The 18,908-nt window shown below is 35.8% G+C and carries 19 protein-coding genes; 5 read left to right on the top strand and 14 right to left on the bottom strand.

Features of this window, described 5'->3' with window-relative positions:
* The first annotated feature begins 122 nt into the window (after window positions 1-122).
* The 3 genes from ATE47_RS06600 (at window position 123) to ATE47_RS06590 (ending at window position 3,472) form a co-directional block, all read left to right on the top strand.
* Window positions 123-782, top strand: coding sequence for a YggS family pyridoxal phosphate-dependent enzyme (locus ATE47_RS06600; protein WP_062161217.1), 660 nt, complete (start codon window positions 123-125; stop codon window positions 780-782).
* Window positions 783-838: 56 nt separating this feature from the next.
* A complete protein-coding gene (locus ATE47_RS06595) occupies window positions 839-2,023 on the top strand; it encodes a sigma-54-dependent transcriptional regulator (protein WP_062161216.1) in 1,185 nt (394 codons plus the stop codon).
* A 90-nt stretch (window positions 2,024-2,113) separates the two neighbouring features.
* Window positions 2,114-3,472 (top strand): MATE family efflux transporter, encoded by a 1,359-nt coding sequence (locus ATE47_RS06590; RefSeq protein WP_062161215.1) that lies wholly within the window; start codon window positions 2,114-2,116, stop codon window positions 3,470-3,472.
* 15 nt (window positions 3,473-3,487) lie between these two features.
* Here the strand turns inward: ATE47_RS06590 and ATE47_RS06585 are convergent, their stop codons facing one another.
* From ATE47_RS06585 to ATE47_RS06540, 10 genes are all read right to left on the bottom strand, one after another.
* Window positions 3,488-3,910 carry a hypothetical protein gene (locus tag ATE47_RS06585; RefSeq protein ID WP_062161214.1) on the bottom strand — a complete coding sequence of 141 codons (423 nt, stop codon included), beginning with the start codon at window positions 3,908-3,910 and terminating at the stop codon, window positions 3,488-3,490.
* A gap of 18 nt (window positions 3,911-3,928) precedes the next feature.
* Window positions 3,929-4,432, bottom strand: coding sequence for a GNAT family N-acetyltransferase (locus tag ATE47_RS06580; protein ID WP_062161213.1), 504 nt, complete (start codon window positions 4,430-4,432; stop codon window positions 3,929-3,931).
* 127 nt (window positions 4,433-4,559) lie between these two features.
* Entirely contained in the window at window positions 4,560-6,962 is a 2,403-nt protein-coding gene (locus ATE47_RS06575; protein ID WP_062161212.1) for an alpha/beta hydrolase family protein, read from the bottom strand.
* A 127-nt stretch (window positions 6,963-7,089) separates the two neighbouring features.
* Window positions 7,090-7,518: a DoxX family protein gene (locus ATE47_RS06570; protein WP_062161211.1), complete on the bottom strand. Its 429-nt coding sequence runs from the start codon at window positions 7,516-7,518 to the stop codon at window positions 7,090-7,092.
* 66 nt (window positions 7,519-7,584) lie between these two features.
* A complete protein-coding gene (gene era / locus ATE47_RS06565; RefSeq protein ID WP_062161210.1) occupies window positions 7,585-8,460 on the bottom strand; it encodes a GTPase Era in 876 nt (291 codons plus the stop codon).
* 127 nt (window positions 8,461-8,587) lie between these two features.
* Complete coding sequence (locus ATE47_RS06560) at window positions 8,588-9,427, bottom strand: sugar phosphate isomerase/epimerase family protein (protein ID WP_228376331.1); 840 nt, start codon at window positions 9,425-9,427, stop codon at window positions 8,588-8,590.
* A 42-nt stretch (window positions 9,428-9,469) separates the two neighbouring features.
* A complete protein-coding gene (locus tag ATE47_RS06555) occupies window positions 9,470-10,876 on the bottom strand; it encodes a carbohydrate porin (RefSeq protein ID WP_062161208.1) in 1,407 nt (468 codons plus the stop codon).
* 3 nt (window positions 10,877-10,879) lie between these two features.
* Window positions 10,880-12,127 (bottom strand): L-fucose:H+ symporter permease, encoded by a 1,248-nt coding sequence (gene fucP / locus ATE47_RS06550; protein WP_062161207.1) that lies wholly within the window; start codon window positions 12,125-12,127, stop codon window positions 10,880-10,882.
* A 38-nt stretch (window positions 12,128-12,165) separates the two neighbouring features.
* Complete coding sequence (locus ATE47_RS06545; protein ID WP_062161206.1) at window positions 12,166-13,062, bottom strand: carbohydrate kinase family protein; 897 nt, start codon at window positions 13,060-13,062, stop codon at window positions 12,166-12,168.
* Window positions 13,063-13,097: 35 nt separating this feature from the next.
* Window positions 13,098-14,093 carry a LacI family DNA-binding transcriptional regulator gene (locus ATE47_RS06540; RefSeq protein WP_062161205.1) on the bottom strand — a complete coding sequence of 332 codons (996 nt, stop codon included), beginning with the start codon at window positions 14,091-14,093 and terminating at the stop codon, window positions 13,098-13,100.
* Between the two features lie 320 nt (window positions 14,094-14,413).
* On the opposite strand from ATE47_RS06540, the gene ATE47_RS06535 reads away from it, so the two are divergent.
* On the top strand, window positions 14,414-14,977 hold the full coding sequence (locus tag ATE47_RS06535) for a Crp/Fnr family transcriptional regulator (protein WP_062161204.1): 564 nt from the start codon (window positions 14,414-14,416) through the stop codon (window positions 14,975-14,977).
* A 127-nt stretch (window positions 14,978-15,104) separates the two neighbouring features.
* Complete coding sequence (locus ATE47_RS06530) at window positions 15,105-15,434, top strand: DMT family transporter (protein ID WP_062161203.1); 330 nt, start codon at window positions 15,105-15,107, stop codon at window positions 15,432-15,434.
* Window positions 15,435-15,520: 86 nt separating this feature from the next.
* On the opposite strand, the gene ATE47_RS06525 is transcribed toward ATE47_RS06530, so the two are convergent.
* The 4 genes from ATE47_RS06525 to ATE47_RS06510 form a co-directional block, all read right to left on the bottom strand.
* Window positions 15,521-16,288: a class I SAM-dependent methyltransferase gene (locus tag ATE47_RS06525; RefSeq protein WP_062161202.1), complete on the bottom strand. Its 768-nt coding sequence runs from the start codon at window positions 16,286-16,288 to the stop codon at window positions 15,521-15,523.
* A complete protein-coding gene (map, locus tag ATE47_RS06520) occupies window positions 16,288-17,097 on the bottom strand; it encodes a type I methionyl aminopeptidase (RefSeq protein WP_062161201.1) in 810 nt (269 codons plus the stop codon). The genes ATE47_RS06525 and map overlap by 1 nt, the downstream gene beginning before the upstream one ends.
* A gap of 168 nt (window positions 17,098-17,265) precedes the next feature.
* A complete protein-coding gene (locus tag ATE47_RS06515) occupies window positions 17,266-17,697 on the bottom strand; it encodes a BT0820 family HAD-type phosphatase (protein ID WP_062161200.1) in 432 nt (143 codons plus the stop codon).
* A 93-nt stretch (window positions 17,698-17,790) separates the two neighbouring features.
* Window positions 17,791-18,771, bottom strand: coding sequence for an acyl-ACP desaturase (locus ATE47_RS06510; RefSeq protein ID WP_062161199.1), 981 nt, complete (start codon window positions 18,769-18,771; stop codon window positions 17,791-17,793).
* Window positions 18,772-18,908: the final 137 nt, after the last annotated feature.

The following is an 18,908-nucleotide window of genomic DNA, read 5'->3' as shown; positions in this document are numbered from 1 at the left end:
TTTTAAAACATAATAGATTCCGAGCGAAGTCGAAGTATTACTTATAAAACTTTCATTAACAAATTTTAATTAAAATTCATATTTGTTAGTTTTTTGCCATCAAAATTCAGAAATTTGCAATTATGAGCATTCAGGAAAATTACAGCAATATAAAAGATCAGCTTCCGGGGCATGTGCATCTGGTAGCTGTTTCGAAGACGCATCCGGCTGAAGTCATTAAAGAAGTCTATGATTTGGGACAAAGGGTTTTTGGTGAAAATAAAGTCCAGGAACTGCTGGAGAAATATCCTCTCCTTCCAAAAGATATCCAATGGCATTTAATTGGGCATCTGCAAACCAATAAAGTGAAATATATCGCTGAATTCATAGATACCATTCAAAGTGTGGATTCCCAAAAATTATTGTCAGAAATTAATAAGGAAGGAGGGAAGCATAACCGGAAAATCAAAGTTTTACTTCAGGTAAAAATTGCTGAAGAAGAAACTAAATTCGGTTTGGAAGCTGAAGAAGCCAAAGATTTGTTTCAAAAATTTAAAAACGGGGAATTTCCCAATGTTGAAATTACCGGCTTAATGGGAATGGCAACTTTCACAGATGACGAAAACCAGGTCAGAAAGGAGTTTTTAAACTTAAAAAGAATTTTTGACGAATTAAATCAACTAAAATCATTGCAAACTTTATCAATGGGAATGAGTGACGATTTCCCTATTGCCATTGAATGCGGGGCAAACTCTGTGAGGGTTGGTTCAGCAATTTTCGGTAGAAGAGATTATTTAAAATAGAATGTTTAGGTATAGTTTTTGCTAATAATTCAATCAAAAAAATTAAATTTGCAATTATGCAAAAAATCCTTATTGTAGAAGACGAAAAAGCAATCTCAGGAGTACTTCACAGTATTCTTTCTGACGAACTCACTGACTATGAATTTGTTATCGCCGAAGACGGCCTCGAAGGTTATAAACAGGTAGAAAAAGAAGATTTCGCATTAGTGATTTCTGATATTAAAATGCCTAAACTTTCCGGTACCGAACTTTTAAAGCAAAGCCTGGCACTAAAACCGGAAACAACTTTCATCATGATTTCAGGACACGCAGATATAGACTCTGCCGTATCTTGTCTAAAGGATGGTGCATACGATTTTATTTCTAAACCAATTGATATCAACCGATTGATTACCAGCGTAAAAAATGCTTTAATTAAAGAAACGCTGAAAAAAGAAAATAAAAATCTTCAAACCGAAAACAAAACCTTAAAGAAAAAAGTCAGCAAAAAGTATCAAATGATTGGTGAATCTGCAAGCTTGCAGAAGATCCAGGATATGATTGTGAAAGTTGCTGTTTCTGATGCCAGAGTTTTAATTACAGGACCAAACGGTGCCGGAAAAGAACTGGTAGCTCATGCTATTCACAATCAAAGTGAGCGCGCAAGAGGTCCAATGATAGAGGTAAACTGTGCCGCAATCCCTTCAGAACTAATCGAATCCGAACTTTTTGGGCACGTAAAAGGCTCATTTACAGGTGCTATCAAAGATAAGCAAGGTAAATTTGAACAGGCTCACGGAGGTACTATTTTCTTAGATGAAATAGGCGACATGAGCTTAATTGCTCAGGCAAAAGTATTGAGAGCCCTTCAGGAAAACAAGGTTTCACCGGTGGGAAGTGATAAAGAAATTAAAGTTGATGTAAGAGTTCTTGCGGCAACCAACAAAAATATGCAGAAGGAAATTGAAGCAGGAAGATTCAGGGAAGACCTTTACCACAGACTTTCTGTGATCGAGATCTACGTTCCTCCATTGGATGAAAGAAAAGAAGATATCAAGTTGCTGGTAGACCACTTTGCAGGAATGATTGCTGATGAGCACGGCACTGCTGTGAAAAAATTTGATGATAAAGCTATTGATGCATTAAAGGCTCTTTCCTGGACAGGAAATATCAGAGAATTGAGAAATGTAGTAGAAAGATTAATTATTTTAGGCGGAAATACTGTTTCGGCTGAAGATGTTGCAAGTTTTGTAAGGAAGTAATGTAAACTTTACTTTAAAATAAATAAAAATTGCAGTATCATTTGTTACTGCAATTTTTTTTTGTTAAAACTATATATGAATTAATAAACTATGAATTTTTTACATAAAAACTATACAAAAGAATGCCTGACACTGGCTCTTCCTGTGATGTTGACGCAGGTAGGGCAAGTCTCGGTGAATTTATTCGACAATATTATTGTCGGGAAATTATTAGGTGCGGATGCTCTGGCTTCGGTTTCGTTGGGAAATGCAGTTTTTTTCTCAATGTTTGTGCTGGCTTTGGGGTTTTCCTTTGCCATTCCACCGTTGGTTTCTGAGGCGCATTCCAAGGAAGACCATAAAACTATCAATTCTGTTTTCAGTCATGGATTTATTATCAATATTTCTGTAGGAATTCTTTTGATGATAATCCTATTCCTGGGTACGCCGCTACTCTACCGTTCCGGGCAGCCTGAGAAAATTATTCCGGATACGGTTGATTTTCTTACGATTATGGCAATCAGTATTGTTCCGTTTATGGCATTTCAGACATTAAGAGAAGTTTCAGAAGGATTATCTTATACAATTGGGGTTACAAAGGCTACAATTATCGCCAATGTTATTAATATCGTCTTAAATTATGTATTTATCAAAGGGCTTTGGATCTTTCCTGAAATGGGGGTAAAAGGTTCGGCATTAGCAAGTCTGATTGCCCGGATTTTTATGGTGGTTTTCCTTTATTTTGTTCTTTTAAATGAAAAGAAAACGAAGCGCTATATCAAGGATTTTACTTTAAAAATTGAAATTTTCTCAAAACAGATGTTTGATAAAATGGTTAAGCTTGGTTTACCAACAGCTTTACAGATGTTCTTTGAGGTTACTGCCTTTGCAGGAGCTGCGTTTATTTGCGGACTGATTTCTGCGCATGATATTGCTTCCCACCAGATTGCGTTGAGTATGGCTTCATTTACATTTAATCTGTGTGTTGGTTTCAGTGTGGCTTCTACGGTAATGATCGGGAGAAAGCTGGGTGAGCAAAATTTTGTTGAACTAAGAAAAGTAGGAATCAATAATTTGAAAATAGCTTTTATTTTCATGTGTATTTGCGGAATTGTTTTTGTTCTGGGACGAAATATTCTTCCGACGTTCTTTACTAAAAAAGAGGAAATTGAAGTAATTGCTTTAGCTTCAAAATTAATGATTGTTGCAGCTTTATTCCAGTTATCAGACGGAATTCAGGTAACGGCTTTAGGAATGCTCAGAGGTTTGCAGGATGTGAAAATCCCCTCCGTATATACTTTTATTGCTTATTGGATCATTACTATTCCGCTAGGATATTTCCTTTGTGTTACCCTGAAAATGGGAGCTTTCGGAATGTGGATAGCTCTGGGATTGGGATTAACGATTTCAGCAGTGATGCTCGTCAAACGATTTTTGAATATGTCTGCGAAAAGAATTAAGAATTTATAATATCAAAGCGATCTTTTAGGATCGCTTTGATATTTGATTTAATGATTTTTCATTTAGCCATATGACTTCTTTAAATTGCCTAATCTGCCCTGTGTTGGCATTGACACCTGTTCCAAATGCTGCAACTTTTTCCGTTTTGATATTTTTAAATGAATAAAGATAATATCCATCAATAATCAAACTTGGGTAAAAATATCTGGATTGTGCAGTATCAGTTTTTTCATATTTTGAGATAAATCTTAGATAAATTTTATTGGATTCATTAAATTTTATCCGGGTTTTGGATTCAAATATTTTTGCTTCTTCTCTAAGTTTTTCATCACCATTAATAAAATTAGTGACAAGAATTACTTCGTGATCATTCAAAAATCTTTTCTCTTTACAATTAACAAGTATTAAAAATATACAGATTAAAGTAAAAAAATTAAAAAGTTTCATTTAATTATAGTTTTTTCATTACCCAATTCTCTTCCCCAAAATCACCAACGTCCGCTCCACTCCATCCAAAACCGCAACATCAGGAAAAACTCCCCAATCTTCAAAACCAAAATGCCTGAATAATTTTAAGCTCGGTTCATTGTGTAAAAAAATAAACCCTAATAAAGTTTTTACCCCAAATTTTCCAGCATTATCAATACAATACTGAAGGACTTTTTTGCCATAACCTTTTCCACGACAGCTTTCGTCCATGTAAATGCTCAATTCCACCGTCCCATTGTAGGCCGGTCGCCCATAAAATGAGGAAAAACTCACCCAGCCCAACACTTTATTTTGCTGATCTTCGATGATCCAAAGTGGGCGGATTTCAGCATTATGTTCGGCAAACCATTGTTTCCTGCTCTCTACGGAAATAGGCTCCGTATCGGCGGTTACCATTCTGGAAGGAATAGTTGAGTTGTAAATTTCTACGATTTTCGGTAAATCTTCAAGACTTGCATTCCTGAATGTTATTTCCTGCATTTTTTATAATTGAGTTGCAAAGATATAAAAGTGTGGCAAATTTTTAAAGCTGAAAATTAATCGCCTTTCAGATCTTCAAGCATGGTTTACCTAAAAAAAACTCGCCCAAACGAGCGAGTTTTAAAATTTATTTCTTCAAACATTTCTCCAAAAACTGATCCTGTTCCCAAAGCAAATGTAAAATATTTTCTTTGGCGGCATATCCGTGGGATTCTTTAGGCAAAAGAACCATTTTCACCGGTGCACCAAGGTTTTTCAAAGCCTGGAAATATCTTTCCGTCTGCAAAGTAAACGTCCCCGGATTGTTGTCTGCATCGCCATGAACCAATAACATCGGAGTCTTCATTTTATCCGCATTCATGAACGGTGACATGGTGTTGTAAATCTCCGGAACATCCCAGTAATTTCGTTGTTCGCTCTGGAAACCAAAAGGTGTTAAGGTCCTGTTATAAGCTCCACTTCTTGCAATTCCGCAGGCAAAAAGCTTGGAATGCGTCAAAAGGTTTGCGGTCATAAAAGCACCGTAAGAATGCCCTCCCACAGCTACTTTTTTCTTATCAATATATCCTAATTGATCCACCGCATTGATCGCAGCTTCCGCATTAGCAACCAATTGAGGAATAAATGTATCGTTCGGTTCTGTTTTTCCTTCACCAATGATCGGGAAAGCGGCATCATCCAGAACGGCATAGCCTTTTGTCGTCCAATACACAAAAGATCCGTAGTAAGGAAACGTAAAATCATTCGGGTTTTGGGTGTTCTGACCGGCTGTATTTTTGTCTTTGTATTCCGTTGGATAAGCCCAGATCAGCAATGGTAATTTTTCTTTTTTAGCTTTTCTGTCGTAGTTCGCTGGAAGATAAAGGGTTCCCGTTAACGTCACACCGTCATTTCTTTTGTAGGTAATTACTTCTTTGTAAACGTCTTTAATGCTTTCAAAAGGGTTGGCAAAATTGGTTACCGCCTCGGCTTTATTTGATTTAATATTCTTTTTAAAATAATTCGGATACAGGCTTGAAGACTGCTGAGTCGTCAGAATTTCCCCTTTTGATGGGTTTAAAATATCAATAATTTCTTCTTTGGCATTTTTAAGATTTGAAGTATAAAGCCTTTTTTTCTTCATCGTTTTCATATCCATTTCGTCAATAAAAGGATGCTGTCCGTCTTTTGTAAAACCGGCGCCAATCAGATAGGATTTTCCTCCTTTCATATCAACAACATATCTTCCGTATTGATTTTTTGTTGTATTGAAGTTCCCCGGATCGCTGTAAACGTCCTGATAATTTCTGTCATCAATTACTTTTGATTCGCCATTATTTAGATCAACCAAAAAAGATTTTGTATTTCTTGTATCATACCATCCTTCCGAAACGATGGCATACTGATCATTCGTCCAGCTCGTCCCTTCATATCGCTGTTTTGTTTTAAAGAATGATTTCGGGGTATTGCTAAATGGAGCATCCCAGGTGAAAATCTCATCTCTGTACTCCACTGTTTTCGACTGGTCACCACCATCCAAAGCTTCTGCATACACTAAAGTTGCGGGCATATCACTTCTCCATCCCAGATCTCTTTTACCGGTTCTTACGGATGAAAAACCTTTCGGCATAATTTCGTTCAACGGGACTTCATTTACCACTTTTACAACGTTACCGTTCATGTCATAAACGGTTGTTGTCATTGGAAATCTGCTAAGAGGAACAATGTATGAAAACGGTTTTTTGATTGTTGTTGCCATGAGATAATTTCCGTCAGGCGAAAAGCTCAATCCGGTGTACAGATCCTGCTCTTTTACTTTCTTCAAGCTTCCGTTGAGATCAACATTATAAATATCAGAAGCTGTGAGGATTTCAAAATTCTTTTCATCCTGCGGGTTTTTCAAAAGATCCTGATAAGTCCTGTTTTGTGAAACTTTTCCGTCTGCAGTGGAAACAATCGGGCCTGTCGGAAGATCTTTACTGGAATCAATTAAAGCCGGTCTATTTTGAGGAAGCGTTTTAATTAACAAATTTTGAGAATCTTTATACCAGACATAAGGGCTTCCCAAATTCGCGTTCAGATTATCGGACGTTATTTTCTTTGCTGTAGCGGTTTCCAGATCAACAATCCAAAGCTCTACCCCTTTGTTTGTGGTATTGGTAAATGCTAATTTCTTTTCATCCGGTGAGAATGAAGTATATGTTATTTTCGGGTTTGATGGTAAATTTTTAACCTGAACTTCTGTTTTATCGTTAATTTTTCTAACCTTAATATTATTAGAATACGTTGCCGAGCTGGAAATATTAGTTACAGGATTAATTCTCAGTCCGCCAAGCTTCATTTCCTGCTGACTAAGATCTTCCAGTGTTTTGTAAGTCGGACGATAGGTGAAAACGAGCCAGTCTTTTTTATTATTCATTAAAACACTGGGTGGTCTTTCATAATCTGCAAGTTTAAGAATTTCAGCAGATGGTTTTTGATACGTAATATTTTCCTGCGCATTGTAGAAATTTAAAAACGCAAGAAGGCAGATGGTTAGTTTTATCTTCATTATATATTCTCTTTTTGACGAATTTAATGAATTTTAAACTTAATTTAACAATAAAAGCACAAGTAAAATTTAAACATAAAAAAAGCAGCAAGAAAACTTACTGCTATATATTTTAAAGTAAAATTAATTACCAGTCATTGGCTCTTTTCCTTTTCTCAATCATATAATCGACGGAAAATTTTCCTGCCCCAAAAACAATTAAAAGAAGATATACTGATAAATAAACCAATCCTATTTCCTGTTTTTCAAATGGATCCGCACTATGAACTACAAATACAGCTACAATCATTGTAAACACCAAAAATCCTAATGCTACCCTTGTAAAAAGCCCTAAAATAAGAAGAATTGAACAGACAAATTCTGCAAAAACAGTTAATATCAAAGTAATTTGAGGCCCCAATCCCAGAAAGTCAAAAAAATCAATTTTTCCACCTTCCAGTAACATTTGAAGTTTAGGATAACCGTGAGACAGCATGGCGAAACCCATAAACACTCTCACAACCAATAAAATAATATCTTTTAAAACTGGATTAGAATTTGAGTTCAAATAGTTCATTAAGCTAAAATTTAATTAAAGATAATAAAAATCTTTTAGTAGAACGGCTGTGATCGTTTTTTTAGTTTACCTATACCCGAAATTTTTTAAATCTCTATCGTTTTTTCGCCAATCTTTTTTCACTTTTACAAACAGATTTAAGTGAATTTTTTTAGCAAAGAATTTTTCAAGGTCCAGTCTTGCTTCTGTACCAACTTTCTTGATGGCTTCTCCTTTATGGCCAATTATAATTCCTTTTTGTGTATCTCTTTCTACATAAATGATAGAATCAATGAAAATAATTCCTTCTTTTTCCTTGAACTGCTCCGTCACAACTTCTACCGAATATGGAATTTCTTTATCATAATTCAATAAAATTTTCTCCCGAATCGCCTCATTCACGAAAAATCTTTCAGGCTTATCCGTATACTGGTCTTTATCGTAATACGGCGGACTTTCCGGAAGCAAAGATTTTATTTTAGGTAAAATAATTTCAGTATTAAAAGCATTCAATGCAGAAATGGGAAGAATCTCCGCCTTAGGAATCCTGTTGTGCCACTCTTCTACCAGCTTTTCCAGGCCTTCCTGATCCGTCTGATCTACTTTATTTAATAAAAGAAGTACGGGAACGGGGATTTTATTTAGTTTATCAATTAAAAATTCTGAAGGCTCAGCTTTATCGGTAACATCCACAATGAAAAGGAAAACGTCCGCATCCTGCAAAGAATCCTTCACGAAATCCATCATTTTTTCCTGCAGCCCATATTTTGGATCCAACACTCCGGGAGTATCGGAAAATACGATCTGTAAATCTTCTTCATTATAAATCCCAAATATTCTGTGGCGTGTTGTCTGTGCTTTTTGGGTAACAATAGCCAGTTTTTCCCCCATTAATTGGTTTAATAAGGTAGATTTTCCGGCATTGGGTTTCCCAACTATATTTACAAATCCTGCTTTGTGCATAAAAAATTATATTATGAGCTGCAAAGTTACTAAAACAAATCTGGTCTTTCAGACTATTAGCCAATATTTAAAAATAAAAAGCCTTCCCAGTAAGGAAAGGCTCCATCATTGTGTTTACAGAATCGGATCAAATATATTTTTTCATAAAATTTAAGCTTCCTAAAGCCAGTTCTTCCGCATTGTAAGGCGATTTCTGCCATAGAGAAACCATCTGCTGCATGCCGGAAACAGAAGATGAAAAATTTTCCAAAACAAGATTTCCTTCAAAGTTGATTTTTTTCAGGGCACCGAAAAATTCATCCCAGTTTATGGTTCCTTCTCCCAGCATTCCACGGTGAGATTCTGTGATGTGGACATGTTTCAGTTTGTTTCCCGCAAGAATTACCGGATCATAAAAATTATTTTCTTCGATATTCATGTGAAAAGTATCCAGATGAAGAAATAAGTTGCTTTTTCCTGTTTTTGAAATTAAATCCAATACATTTTTCGCGGTATTACAAACATAGGTTTCATAACGGTTGATGGGTTCAATTCCAATATTTACTCCTTTTTCCTTAGCATAATCCGCCACATTACTCCAAACTTCAACAATAATCTCCGCTTCATCTTCCGTAAGAGGGTTCTCCGAAAAAACACCGATTCCACTATGAAGAACTCCGCCTAAAAAGTCTGTTTCCAGCTCAGAAGTTTTATCAATAGCCTCTTTCATAAGGCTTTCCGCTACTTTCGGGTGGAATGCAATATGGGCTTCTTTTGGAAGATTTAAAGAACAAACAGCTTCAAGGTTATTATTTTTAAGCTGGGCTTTCACTTCTTTAGCATTAAATTCCATGGTCGAAGGAAGCAGAATTTCAATCAGATCAAAACCTGCTTTTGCTGTTTTTTCAATGGCATATTTCCCGGCTTCTGCACTCCAAACCGGTGTTATCCACGACAGAAGAGATGCTCCAAATTTTACATTCATCATTAATTCTTTCTCTTTTAAATATTAATTATTCATTTAATTCTTCTAAAAAACCCACCATTCCGTTCGCACTCCAAAATAAGTCCCGAATCTTTTAGCTCCCGACTGTTGTAAAAATGGTGAATACAGGCTGTTCATCGCTTGATCATTATACCTTGAAACTTCTGCAATCAGCCTGATGTGAGGTCTTGCCCACACGCTCCTTTCTGCTGTCGGGACAATTGTTGGTGCGAGAACCAATTTCATCATAGAAGAAGGATCCTGATTACCATCTTTCCTTTGCGCGTAATGCAGTTCTGAAAGAATATGGAACCAATTATTAAAATAATATGTCGCCCTTATTCCTGTATTAAATTCAGTTTTTTTATTAAAAATTTCTCTTTTATAATAATCAACGGCTTTATTATCACTGTTGGCGCCACCTTTACTTTGCGTGTAGACTGCATAGGCATTCAAGGACCATCTGTTGGATAAATTCAACAAAATATGTTCAACTGCCGTTAATGAATATGCACCTTTATAAGTTCCTGTCATCTCGTCTGGTGCCCCATAAGTTCGCCATGTTTGGGTATTTCCGGCATCACCACCGTTTGCAATTCCGGAGCCATATCGCAATGAAACCTGATTAAAAGATCCCGGAAGCCTGGTTTTTAAATTTGAATTTAATTTTGCACCCAAAACCCACCCATGATCTGAAGGATAATTTTCAACAGAATGTTTTCCCGATTTGTCAACAGTATGGAATTCTGCCAGTAATTTGACCTTATGTTCATTATTTTTAAACGGAATCGTGTGCTCCAGAACAAAAACCTCTCTTTGCCTGTAAATAAGATTTTTTGCTCCACTAATCACATTTGTATACGAATAAGGCGTTGAATTACTTGCCGCTGTATCAATGGCGGCAGGAAAAAACATTGAAAACCTTGTGTTTTTATGTCTGACTCCCCAACCCGTCGCCGAATGATCATCGAAATAAAAATAATCTGCAATATGAACGTCATCAAATCTCAACCATCTGGAACCCACCCAAACATCCCAATCGCTTCCCATGATATTTCTGGCTTCTACAAAAGCTTCCGGTAAGGCAACAATCAGCCCCTGATTAGACTTTGAGTCTATATTTCCGAGGAATGTTCCCCCGGAATAGAAACTTAATCTCGCCTGCATATCAATCTGCGTCCTTTTTGCACTGTCTCCAACTACCGGTGTAAAATGGAATGCAGGCAAAAAATCAACATAATCTCCCTGATCCATTCTTCCACCCAAAGATCCCTGATTATTAAGGTTGAGCTGTCTTCCCGTTCTTCCGTCTGCATTGGGCGAATAAGCAGCCCCGATCCTTCCTGTTGTCCCGAATGAAAATTTCTTATTGGTAATCTGGATCTGTGCATAACTCTTCTGGCTGAACATGATTAATATCAAAAAACAGCCTTTTAAAATCGTATTTTTCATCGTTTACTTTAAGGTTTTTGGTTTATAAAGCTTTAAAGCAAACAAGACGATAATCACATAACAAATAATAGGAAGTAAATAAGCATGAGCTACATCTGTTTCTGCAATTTTCCCCATAATCGGGGTGAAAAAAGCACCTCCAAACATCGCCATGACCAGAAACGAAGAAGCCTGCTGAACTTTTCCACCTAATTTTTTTAAACCAAGGCTGAAAATGGTAGGATACATTACACTTAAAAATAGATTGAGCATAATTAAACTGATAAATGAAACCCACCCAAAACTCTGGGAAATAATAAGGCAAAGTACAATATTACAAGTCGTAAAAATTGCCAAAACCTTATTGGGAGCGATATATCTCATTAAAAACGTTCCAATAAATCTTCCGATCATCATCATGGCCATACTTAATGAAAAATAGTAAGAAGCCTGGCTTTCTTCAAGGTGCATTTTTTCCACACCGTAGTTGATAAAGAACGCCCAAGTCCCGCCCTGTGCTGCAATATTGAAAAACTGAGCTACTACTGCAAAGATAAAATGTCTCTGTTTCCAAAGTGGTGCACCGGAATCTACCATTTCATTATGATGGTCCTCTCCTGTGGCATGCTCCAGCATTTCCGTTTCTTCTGCGTGAGGATCTTTAAGTTGGGGAACTTTAATAAAAGAAAAAATCATGGCCAAAACCAAAACTACAACCCCAATCCATGTATAAAGGCTTTTCACAGAATCTAAGGAATGATCTTCAACTGCTCCTCCAAAAATAAAAACTCCACCCAACAGCGGTCCGACAATCGCTCCCAAACCATTGAAAGACTGGGCAAAATTCACCCTTTGATCACTCGTTCTCTCATCACCAAGAGAAGCCACAAAAGGATGTGCTACTGTTTCCAAAGTGGCCATTCCCAATGCAAGAATGAAAAGTGCAATTCTGAAGAAATCAAATGAAGCCATATTTGCTGCAGGAACGAATAGAAAACATCCACCGGCAAATAAAGTCAGCCCCAGAATAACTCCCATTTTATAACCAAACTTCTTCATAAAAAGTCCGGCAGGAATTCCCATCAATGCATACGCACCAAAAATGGAAAGCTGTACCAAACCTGATTCTGATTTTGAAATATGGAGGACGTTCTGAAAATGTTTATTTAAAACATCGCCCATCGTGAGGGCAATTGCCCAAAAGAAAAACAAGGAGATAACAAATGAAAGTACGACAATATACTTCTTCTCCGTAAATTTTACTGATTTCATAAATGTGTTTTTACATTAAACTTTAAGTGGTATAATAATTAGTGTGAATTCCTGAATGCTACAAATTCCGAATATTCATAATCCGGACATGCTCCTGATTTTGAAGTGATAAAAGCTCCTAAAGAAATGGCCTGCTTCATAATTTCTTCAGGACTTTCATTTTTAATCCTTTTAGAAATAAAACCTGAAAGAAAAGCATCCCCACTTCCTACCGTATCAGCAATTGTGATGGGAATAGCATTAAAGCCATAGTTCTTATTTCCAACAAAATATCTTGCTCCTTTACTTCCTTTGGTTAAAATAATCTCGTTAATTTTAAAATGATTTTGAATAAAAGCAGCACTTTCATCTTCACTTTTGTATTCTTCACCTAAAAACATCATGATTTGACGCATTTCTGCCTTATTCATTTTGACAATATCAGCCTTTTCTAACAGGGTCTTAACGAGTTCAATATCAATAAACGGAGGTCTGAAATTAACATCAAAAATCTTAAGCTTAGCATAATCCAACAATTGAAGAAGTGTTTCTTTTGTTTTTGGATTCCTTGCAGATAGACTTCCGAATACAAAAACGTCTGCATTTGAAACTAAATCTTTATGCTCCTGCAGCAATTCAATATAATCCCAGGCTACATTATTTATAATTTCATAGGTAGCTTCATTATGCTCATCAATCTTTGCAATCACCGTACTTGTAGGATGTTTTTCATCAACCTGAATGAAATCAGTAGTTATCCCCCAACTTTTAATCTGATCAGTTAATTTTTTTCCTAATTCATCATTACCGATTCTGCTGAGCATTTTTGCATTAATGCCCATTTTATGAATATTGTAGGCCGCATTGAAAGGCGCTCCACCCGCTCTCGAACCTTCAGGAAAAATATCCCATAAGACTTCTCCAAAACAAACTACATAAGATATATCATTCACCATAGGTTAAACGTTTAATTAATTGTTAAAATTTTTTTTTATACGGAGTTCCGTTCCATAAATTTAGCATGGAAAGTTACTCTTTTACCATCCGGAAGATAGTTATTTATCTGGCTGTCAAGAAGTTTTACCGATTCTTTGGCCATATCGATCAATGGTTGCTGTACAAAGCTCACTTCTGTTGGAAAAAGATGATACGCTTCCGTTTCGTCAAAAGCAATTACAGAAACATCTTTGGGAACTTTGATATTGTTATCGTTAAGGTATCTCAAACCTGCAATTCCTAACTTATTACTCGAAAAATAAATAGCAGTTTTTTTCTTAAGGTTTAAGTTTTCCTTGAGCTGAGTATGAACTTGTTCAGTAATATTATGAATACCAATCAAAAGCCTTTTCACGGAAACACCTGAAGCTGCAATCTTTTTATCAAAACCATCCTGTCTGTCAAGCAGATGTGGAAGTTGAGTATCATAACCTACGTAGATGATTTCATCAAAACCTTTTTTCACCAAATGATCACAGATGAATTCCGAGATTTCAGAATTATTGATCATAACTCCAGGAAGACTTACATTTTTCAAATATCGGTCTATGGTTACGATGGGATATTCTTCACTAATAAGTCTTTTGATCGCTTCATCGGAATCTACTACCGGTGCAATAATCATCCCGTCAACCTGTTGTTCGGAAAAAAGCTCCGTCAGCTTTCTGAATTTTTCCGGGTTTTCATCTGAACTCCCGATCAGAAGCGTGTATCCCAGCTTCATTGCTTCATCCTCAATACTACGGGCAATATTGGAATAAAAGTCATTTGAAATATCCGCTACAATGAGACCAATCAACTTGCTTTTGCTCATTTTCAGGCTCTTAGCAATTTTATTTGGTGTATAATTGATATTTTTGGCTACTTCAAGAATTTTTTTCTTGGTCGCTTCACTTATACGGCTTCCTTCTTTTTTATTTAAAACATAGGAAACTGTTGCTACGGAAACCTCTGCAATTCTGGCTATGTCTTTAATGGAAGCTCTTTTCATAATCATTAACTTTCAATGGCAAAAATTTCTATAAAAAAAATAAAAAACAATAGGTCAGTTTTTTTGGCTGTTTCAAAAATAATTGTATTTTCGCGACTTTTTAAAACAAGCAAGATATTTACATTTAATCATTGATTATCAATAGATTAAATCCATATTTGAAATTATTGAATTTTTATTATTAACTTAATGTTAACAAAAAAGAATCATTAAGCTGTATTTTGGTTAAACGTTTATCTGCATAAATTTATCAAAAATGTAAAAAAAATATCCTGTTAATGTTTTAGAACTAATATTTTTGATCTAATCAATTACAATTCATGAACATCGACGACATTATAAATAATATATATCCCCTACCGGAATCTTCAATATCAAATTTGAAAAAACATATTTCAGAGGTGTCTTTTACTAAGAATTTCTGCCTGATGGAAGCTGATAAAGTTATCCCTCATATTTATTTTATAAAAAAAGGAATTGTCCGTGCCTACGCGTCTGCCGATGATAAAGACATTACATTTTGGTTCGGGATTGAGGGTGAAACTATTGTTTCCATGAAAAGCTATGTTGAAAATAAACCCGGATATGAAAATATAGAACTTCTTGAAAATTGCGAATTATATAAACTTGAAACTGAAAGTCTAAGAAAATTATTCAATGAAGATATTCATATTGCAAATTGGGGAAGGAAATTTGCTGAAAGGGAATTGGTAAAAACAGAAGAACTGATTATCTCAAGGCAATTTAAAACTGCTCTGGAACGATATAAAGATTTAATTAAACATAAACCAATCCTTTTGCAACGCATTCAGTTGGGACATATTGCGTCGTATCTGGGAATTACGCAGGTAAGTTTGAGCAGGATTAGGGCAGAGATTAGGTGAGAGAGTTTATAGGGTTTTTAGAGTGTTGGAGTGTTTTATGGTAGGTGATAATATTGTTTTATTTTTTAACAATTGTAAAATTTTTCTTCCATTTAAATCCTGAACTTTGCGATAGAAAATATTAAAAATGAATTGGATCATCTTAATTATCGCAGGATTATTTGAAGTTGCATTTGCGTCATGCCTGGGCAAAGTGAAAGAAACGACAGGAACGACAATGTATTTTTGGTTTGCAGGTTTCCTGATCTCATTGACTATCAGTATGCTTCTCCTAATCAAGGCCACACAAACTTTACCAATAGGCACTGCTTATGCTGTCTGGACCGGAATTGGTGCTGTAGGAACAGTTTTAATGGGGATTTTTTTCTTTAAAGATCCGGTAAGTTTCTGGAGGATTTTCTTTATTGTTACTTTAATTGGATCTGTGGTTGGTTTGAAAGCAGTTTCTTCAAATTAATTAATTTTAATCATTGAAGGCAATTTTATTAAAGAATAATTTAATATAAACTTAAATAAAAGCGTCTCCACAATTGAAGACGCTTTTTATTTTTTATAAACAATGGGTAGGATTTCATTTTTCCTTAACCCGTATTTTTTTATTTCTTCTTCTGAGAAATTCTGAGAATAGAAGTTCGGTTCTGCTTCAAAACCGGCTTTTTTCAAGCGGTCAAAGTAATCCATTCCATACCAGCGGACATGATCGTACTGCCCGAAATGCTTCTGCCGTTCTTTAGGATCTTTTATGGTGAAATCTTCATACGTTTTTTGCAGAGAATTTTTCATCGGAACCTGTAAAATTCCCCATCCTCCATGACGTAAAACTCTATATAATTCACTCATTGCCCTTGCATCATCTTCAATATGTTCCAGCACGTGATTACAGAAAATAATGTCAAAGCTTTCATCATCAAACGGCAGATCCAGAATATCTGCTTTTACATCTACTATCGGGGAAAATAAGTCGGCTGAAATATAATTCAGGTTGCTCATTCGCTTAAATTTCTTCAGAAATTCCTGTTCCGGAGCGATATGTAAAACTTTATAATTTTTAATAAAAAAATCAGTTTCATTTTGAAGATACAGCCACATCTGGCGATGCCTTTCCAGGCTCAGAGTTCCGGGTGACAGGGCGTTTTCACGCTGATTTCCATATCCGTAAGGAAGAAATTTTCTGTATGACCTTCCATCAATAGGATCGAAAAACTGATCTCCTTTGAAAAACTGATAAATAAGCGGCCGCGCCCAAATACTCATCTTGATAAGCATTGGACGTGGAATTTTATTTAATAAAAGTTTCGTGATTTTTTTCATTAAAAATCCAATTGGAAAGGCTTTTCTTCATCACTCTGGATGCCTAAAGCTTCATAAATATATTTGAAGGTAGAAAGCAATACGGGCTTTCCGTTGATCACCGCCACATCATGCTCGAAATGTGCAGAAGGCTGATTATCAAGGGTTGTCACCGTCCATCCATCCTCATGGAACTTCACTTTTTCTGTCCCCAGATTGATCATCGGCTCAATGGCAATGGCCAAACCGTCTTTGATGACTTTTCCGCTTCCCTGTTTACCGTAATTCGGGACTTGAGGATCTTCATGCATTTTTCTTCCCAAACCGTGGCCAACAAGCTCTCTTACCACTCCATAACCTTCTTTTTCGCAATGCGCCTGGATGGCGTGGGAAATATCCCCTATCCTTTTTCCTCTGATACACTGCTCAATTCCTTTATAAAGGGATTCTTTGGCAACTTTCAGTAATTTTTTAGTTTCCGGCTTTACTTCTCCAATCTCAAAAGTATACGCGTGATCGCCTACAAAACCATTTAAAATAACTCCGCAATCCACAGAAAGCACATCACCTTCTTTCACTACTTCAGTGTTCGGGAAACCGTGTACCACCTGCTCGTTCGGGGAAATACACAAAGAGTTCGGGAAACCGCCATATCCTAAAAATGCAGGCTCGGCACCGTGATCTTTGATGAATTCGTATGCTAATTTATCTAAATGCAAAGTGGTAATTCCCGGTTTGATTTCTTTGGCCAACATTCCCAATGTTTTTGAAACCAACTGAGCACTTTGCTTCATCAGACGTAATTCGTCTATTGTTTTTAATTGAATCATGTTATTTAGATGTTAGATATTAGATGCTAGAAATTAGTTTTTAAAACTTTTATGAATAATTTTAAGTTTTAATTGAAAAATTTCGCAACATCTTATTTCTGATAAATTTTAAAATTAAAAGCAGCATTAAAAACTAATTTCTAATCTCCAGCTTCTAATCTCAATAATCTACCAGAATAATCCTTTTTTCTTTTCTTTTTTAAGCTTTGAATATGCTAAAACTTCTTTTCCTTCCACTCGGAATTCTATTCTTTCCTGAATAATATTGTAGATCTCACCCCAACCTGGGAATCCTCCAAGATTTCTGTCATCAATGAACCAGTCTGCATCCAGCTTTCTGGATTGAGTTTCGCAATCAAAAACTTCACCTTCAAAACTGGAGTTTACGGCATAAAATTCAACTCCGTTTTTTCTGCAGAATTCTACAGCTTCATCTAATGTTTTACCATGTCTATATGTCCAGAGAATCAATCTATAACCCTCAGCCTGAAGTCTTTTTAATGTTTCAAAAGCAAAAATTTTCGGTTTCCCAATTGCCGGATAAGCATCATCAACAATGGTTCCGTCGAAGTCTACAGCAATTTTTTTATTATTCATCATTTTGAATATAATTTTGAAGTGCAAAGATACAAATAAAAAGAGTGCCACAAATATCTGACACTCCTACTTTTATATTTTAATGATAAATATCGACTAACTTTTCACCCAATTGAACTGGAATTGTAAATCAGGTGTTGAAATTCTGTCTGTGATTTTCTGTAATCTTCCAGGCAGTTTCATTAGATATTCCTGAGCTTTTTCAGCCGTTTCCGAAAGGCCTTTTACATGCTCAATTTTCCATTCATCCAATAGATCTTTCAAAATATTGATGTAATCCTGGCCTGTATAAACCATACATCTCTGAGCCGCATCAGAAAAATGACCCCAAAGCTCACCTGCTTTCTGTCCGGATTGTCTCATCATGTGAGCCGGCATTACGATTTTTTTACGCATCATGTCTTCAAATGCGATAATCATTTCCGAAGGATCTATTTCTAAAATTCTTGCTACGAAATGTTTGTATGCTTTTGCATGTCTTGCTTCATCTGCCGCAATTACCCCACACATTTTTGCCAGTTTTCCGTTTCCGGATTGTTTTGCCAACGTACCTACCCTTCTGTGAGAAATATTGGTTGCCGTTTCCTGAAAACTTGTATAAATGAAATTTCTGTAAGGATCCATACTTGTTCCTAAATCGAACCCATCATTGATTAGATATTGAGTGGTAATTTCCATCTCTCTCATATTCACTCTTCCGCACAGATAAAGGTATTTACCCAAAAGATCACCATGTCTGTTCTCTTCACCAGTCCAGGCTCTTACCCAGCTTGCCCAGCTTACTTCAGGTTTTTCCTGATTTATACCTTCTACTCCCATCAACCAGGATTCGTAGGATGGTAAGGCTTCCTCAGTGATACAATCCCCGATTAACGTTACGAATAAATCATAAGGCATTTCACGTGCAAAAGTCTGGATTTCTTCTAAATCATATTTAAAATCTGCACTTGAAGGATCTGGAAGATAATCAGAAGGTTGCCAGATTTTTTCAATTGGCGTTAAAAATTTATCCAGAAAAGAACCTACTTCCTTTTCCAAAATACCCATTACTTCTTTCCTTACGAGCGTTTGATACATTTTTAGAATTTAGAATTAAACTACAAAGTTAAAATTTATTTATTATTTAAGACATAAGAATATGTTAATTCTTTCTGATATTAATCATAAAAATTGCCGTTATACAAATTATAACGGCAATCATTCTTTAATATTAT

The organism is Chryseobacterium sp. IHB B 17019 (genome assembly GCF_001456155.1).
GTDB lineage: Bacteria > Bacteroidota > Bacteroidia > Flavobacteriales > Weeksellaceae > Chryseobacterium.
Note: the sequence above shows the minus strand (reverse complement) of the source record. Positions and strands in the feature narration are given on the sequence as shown.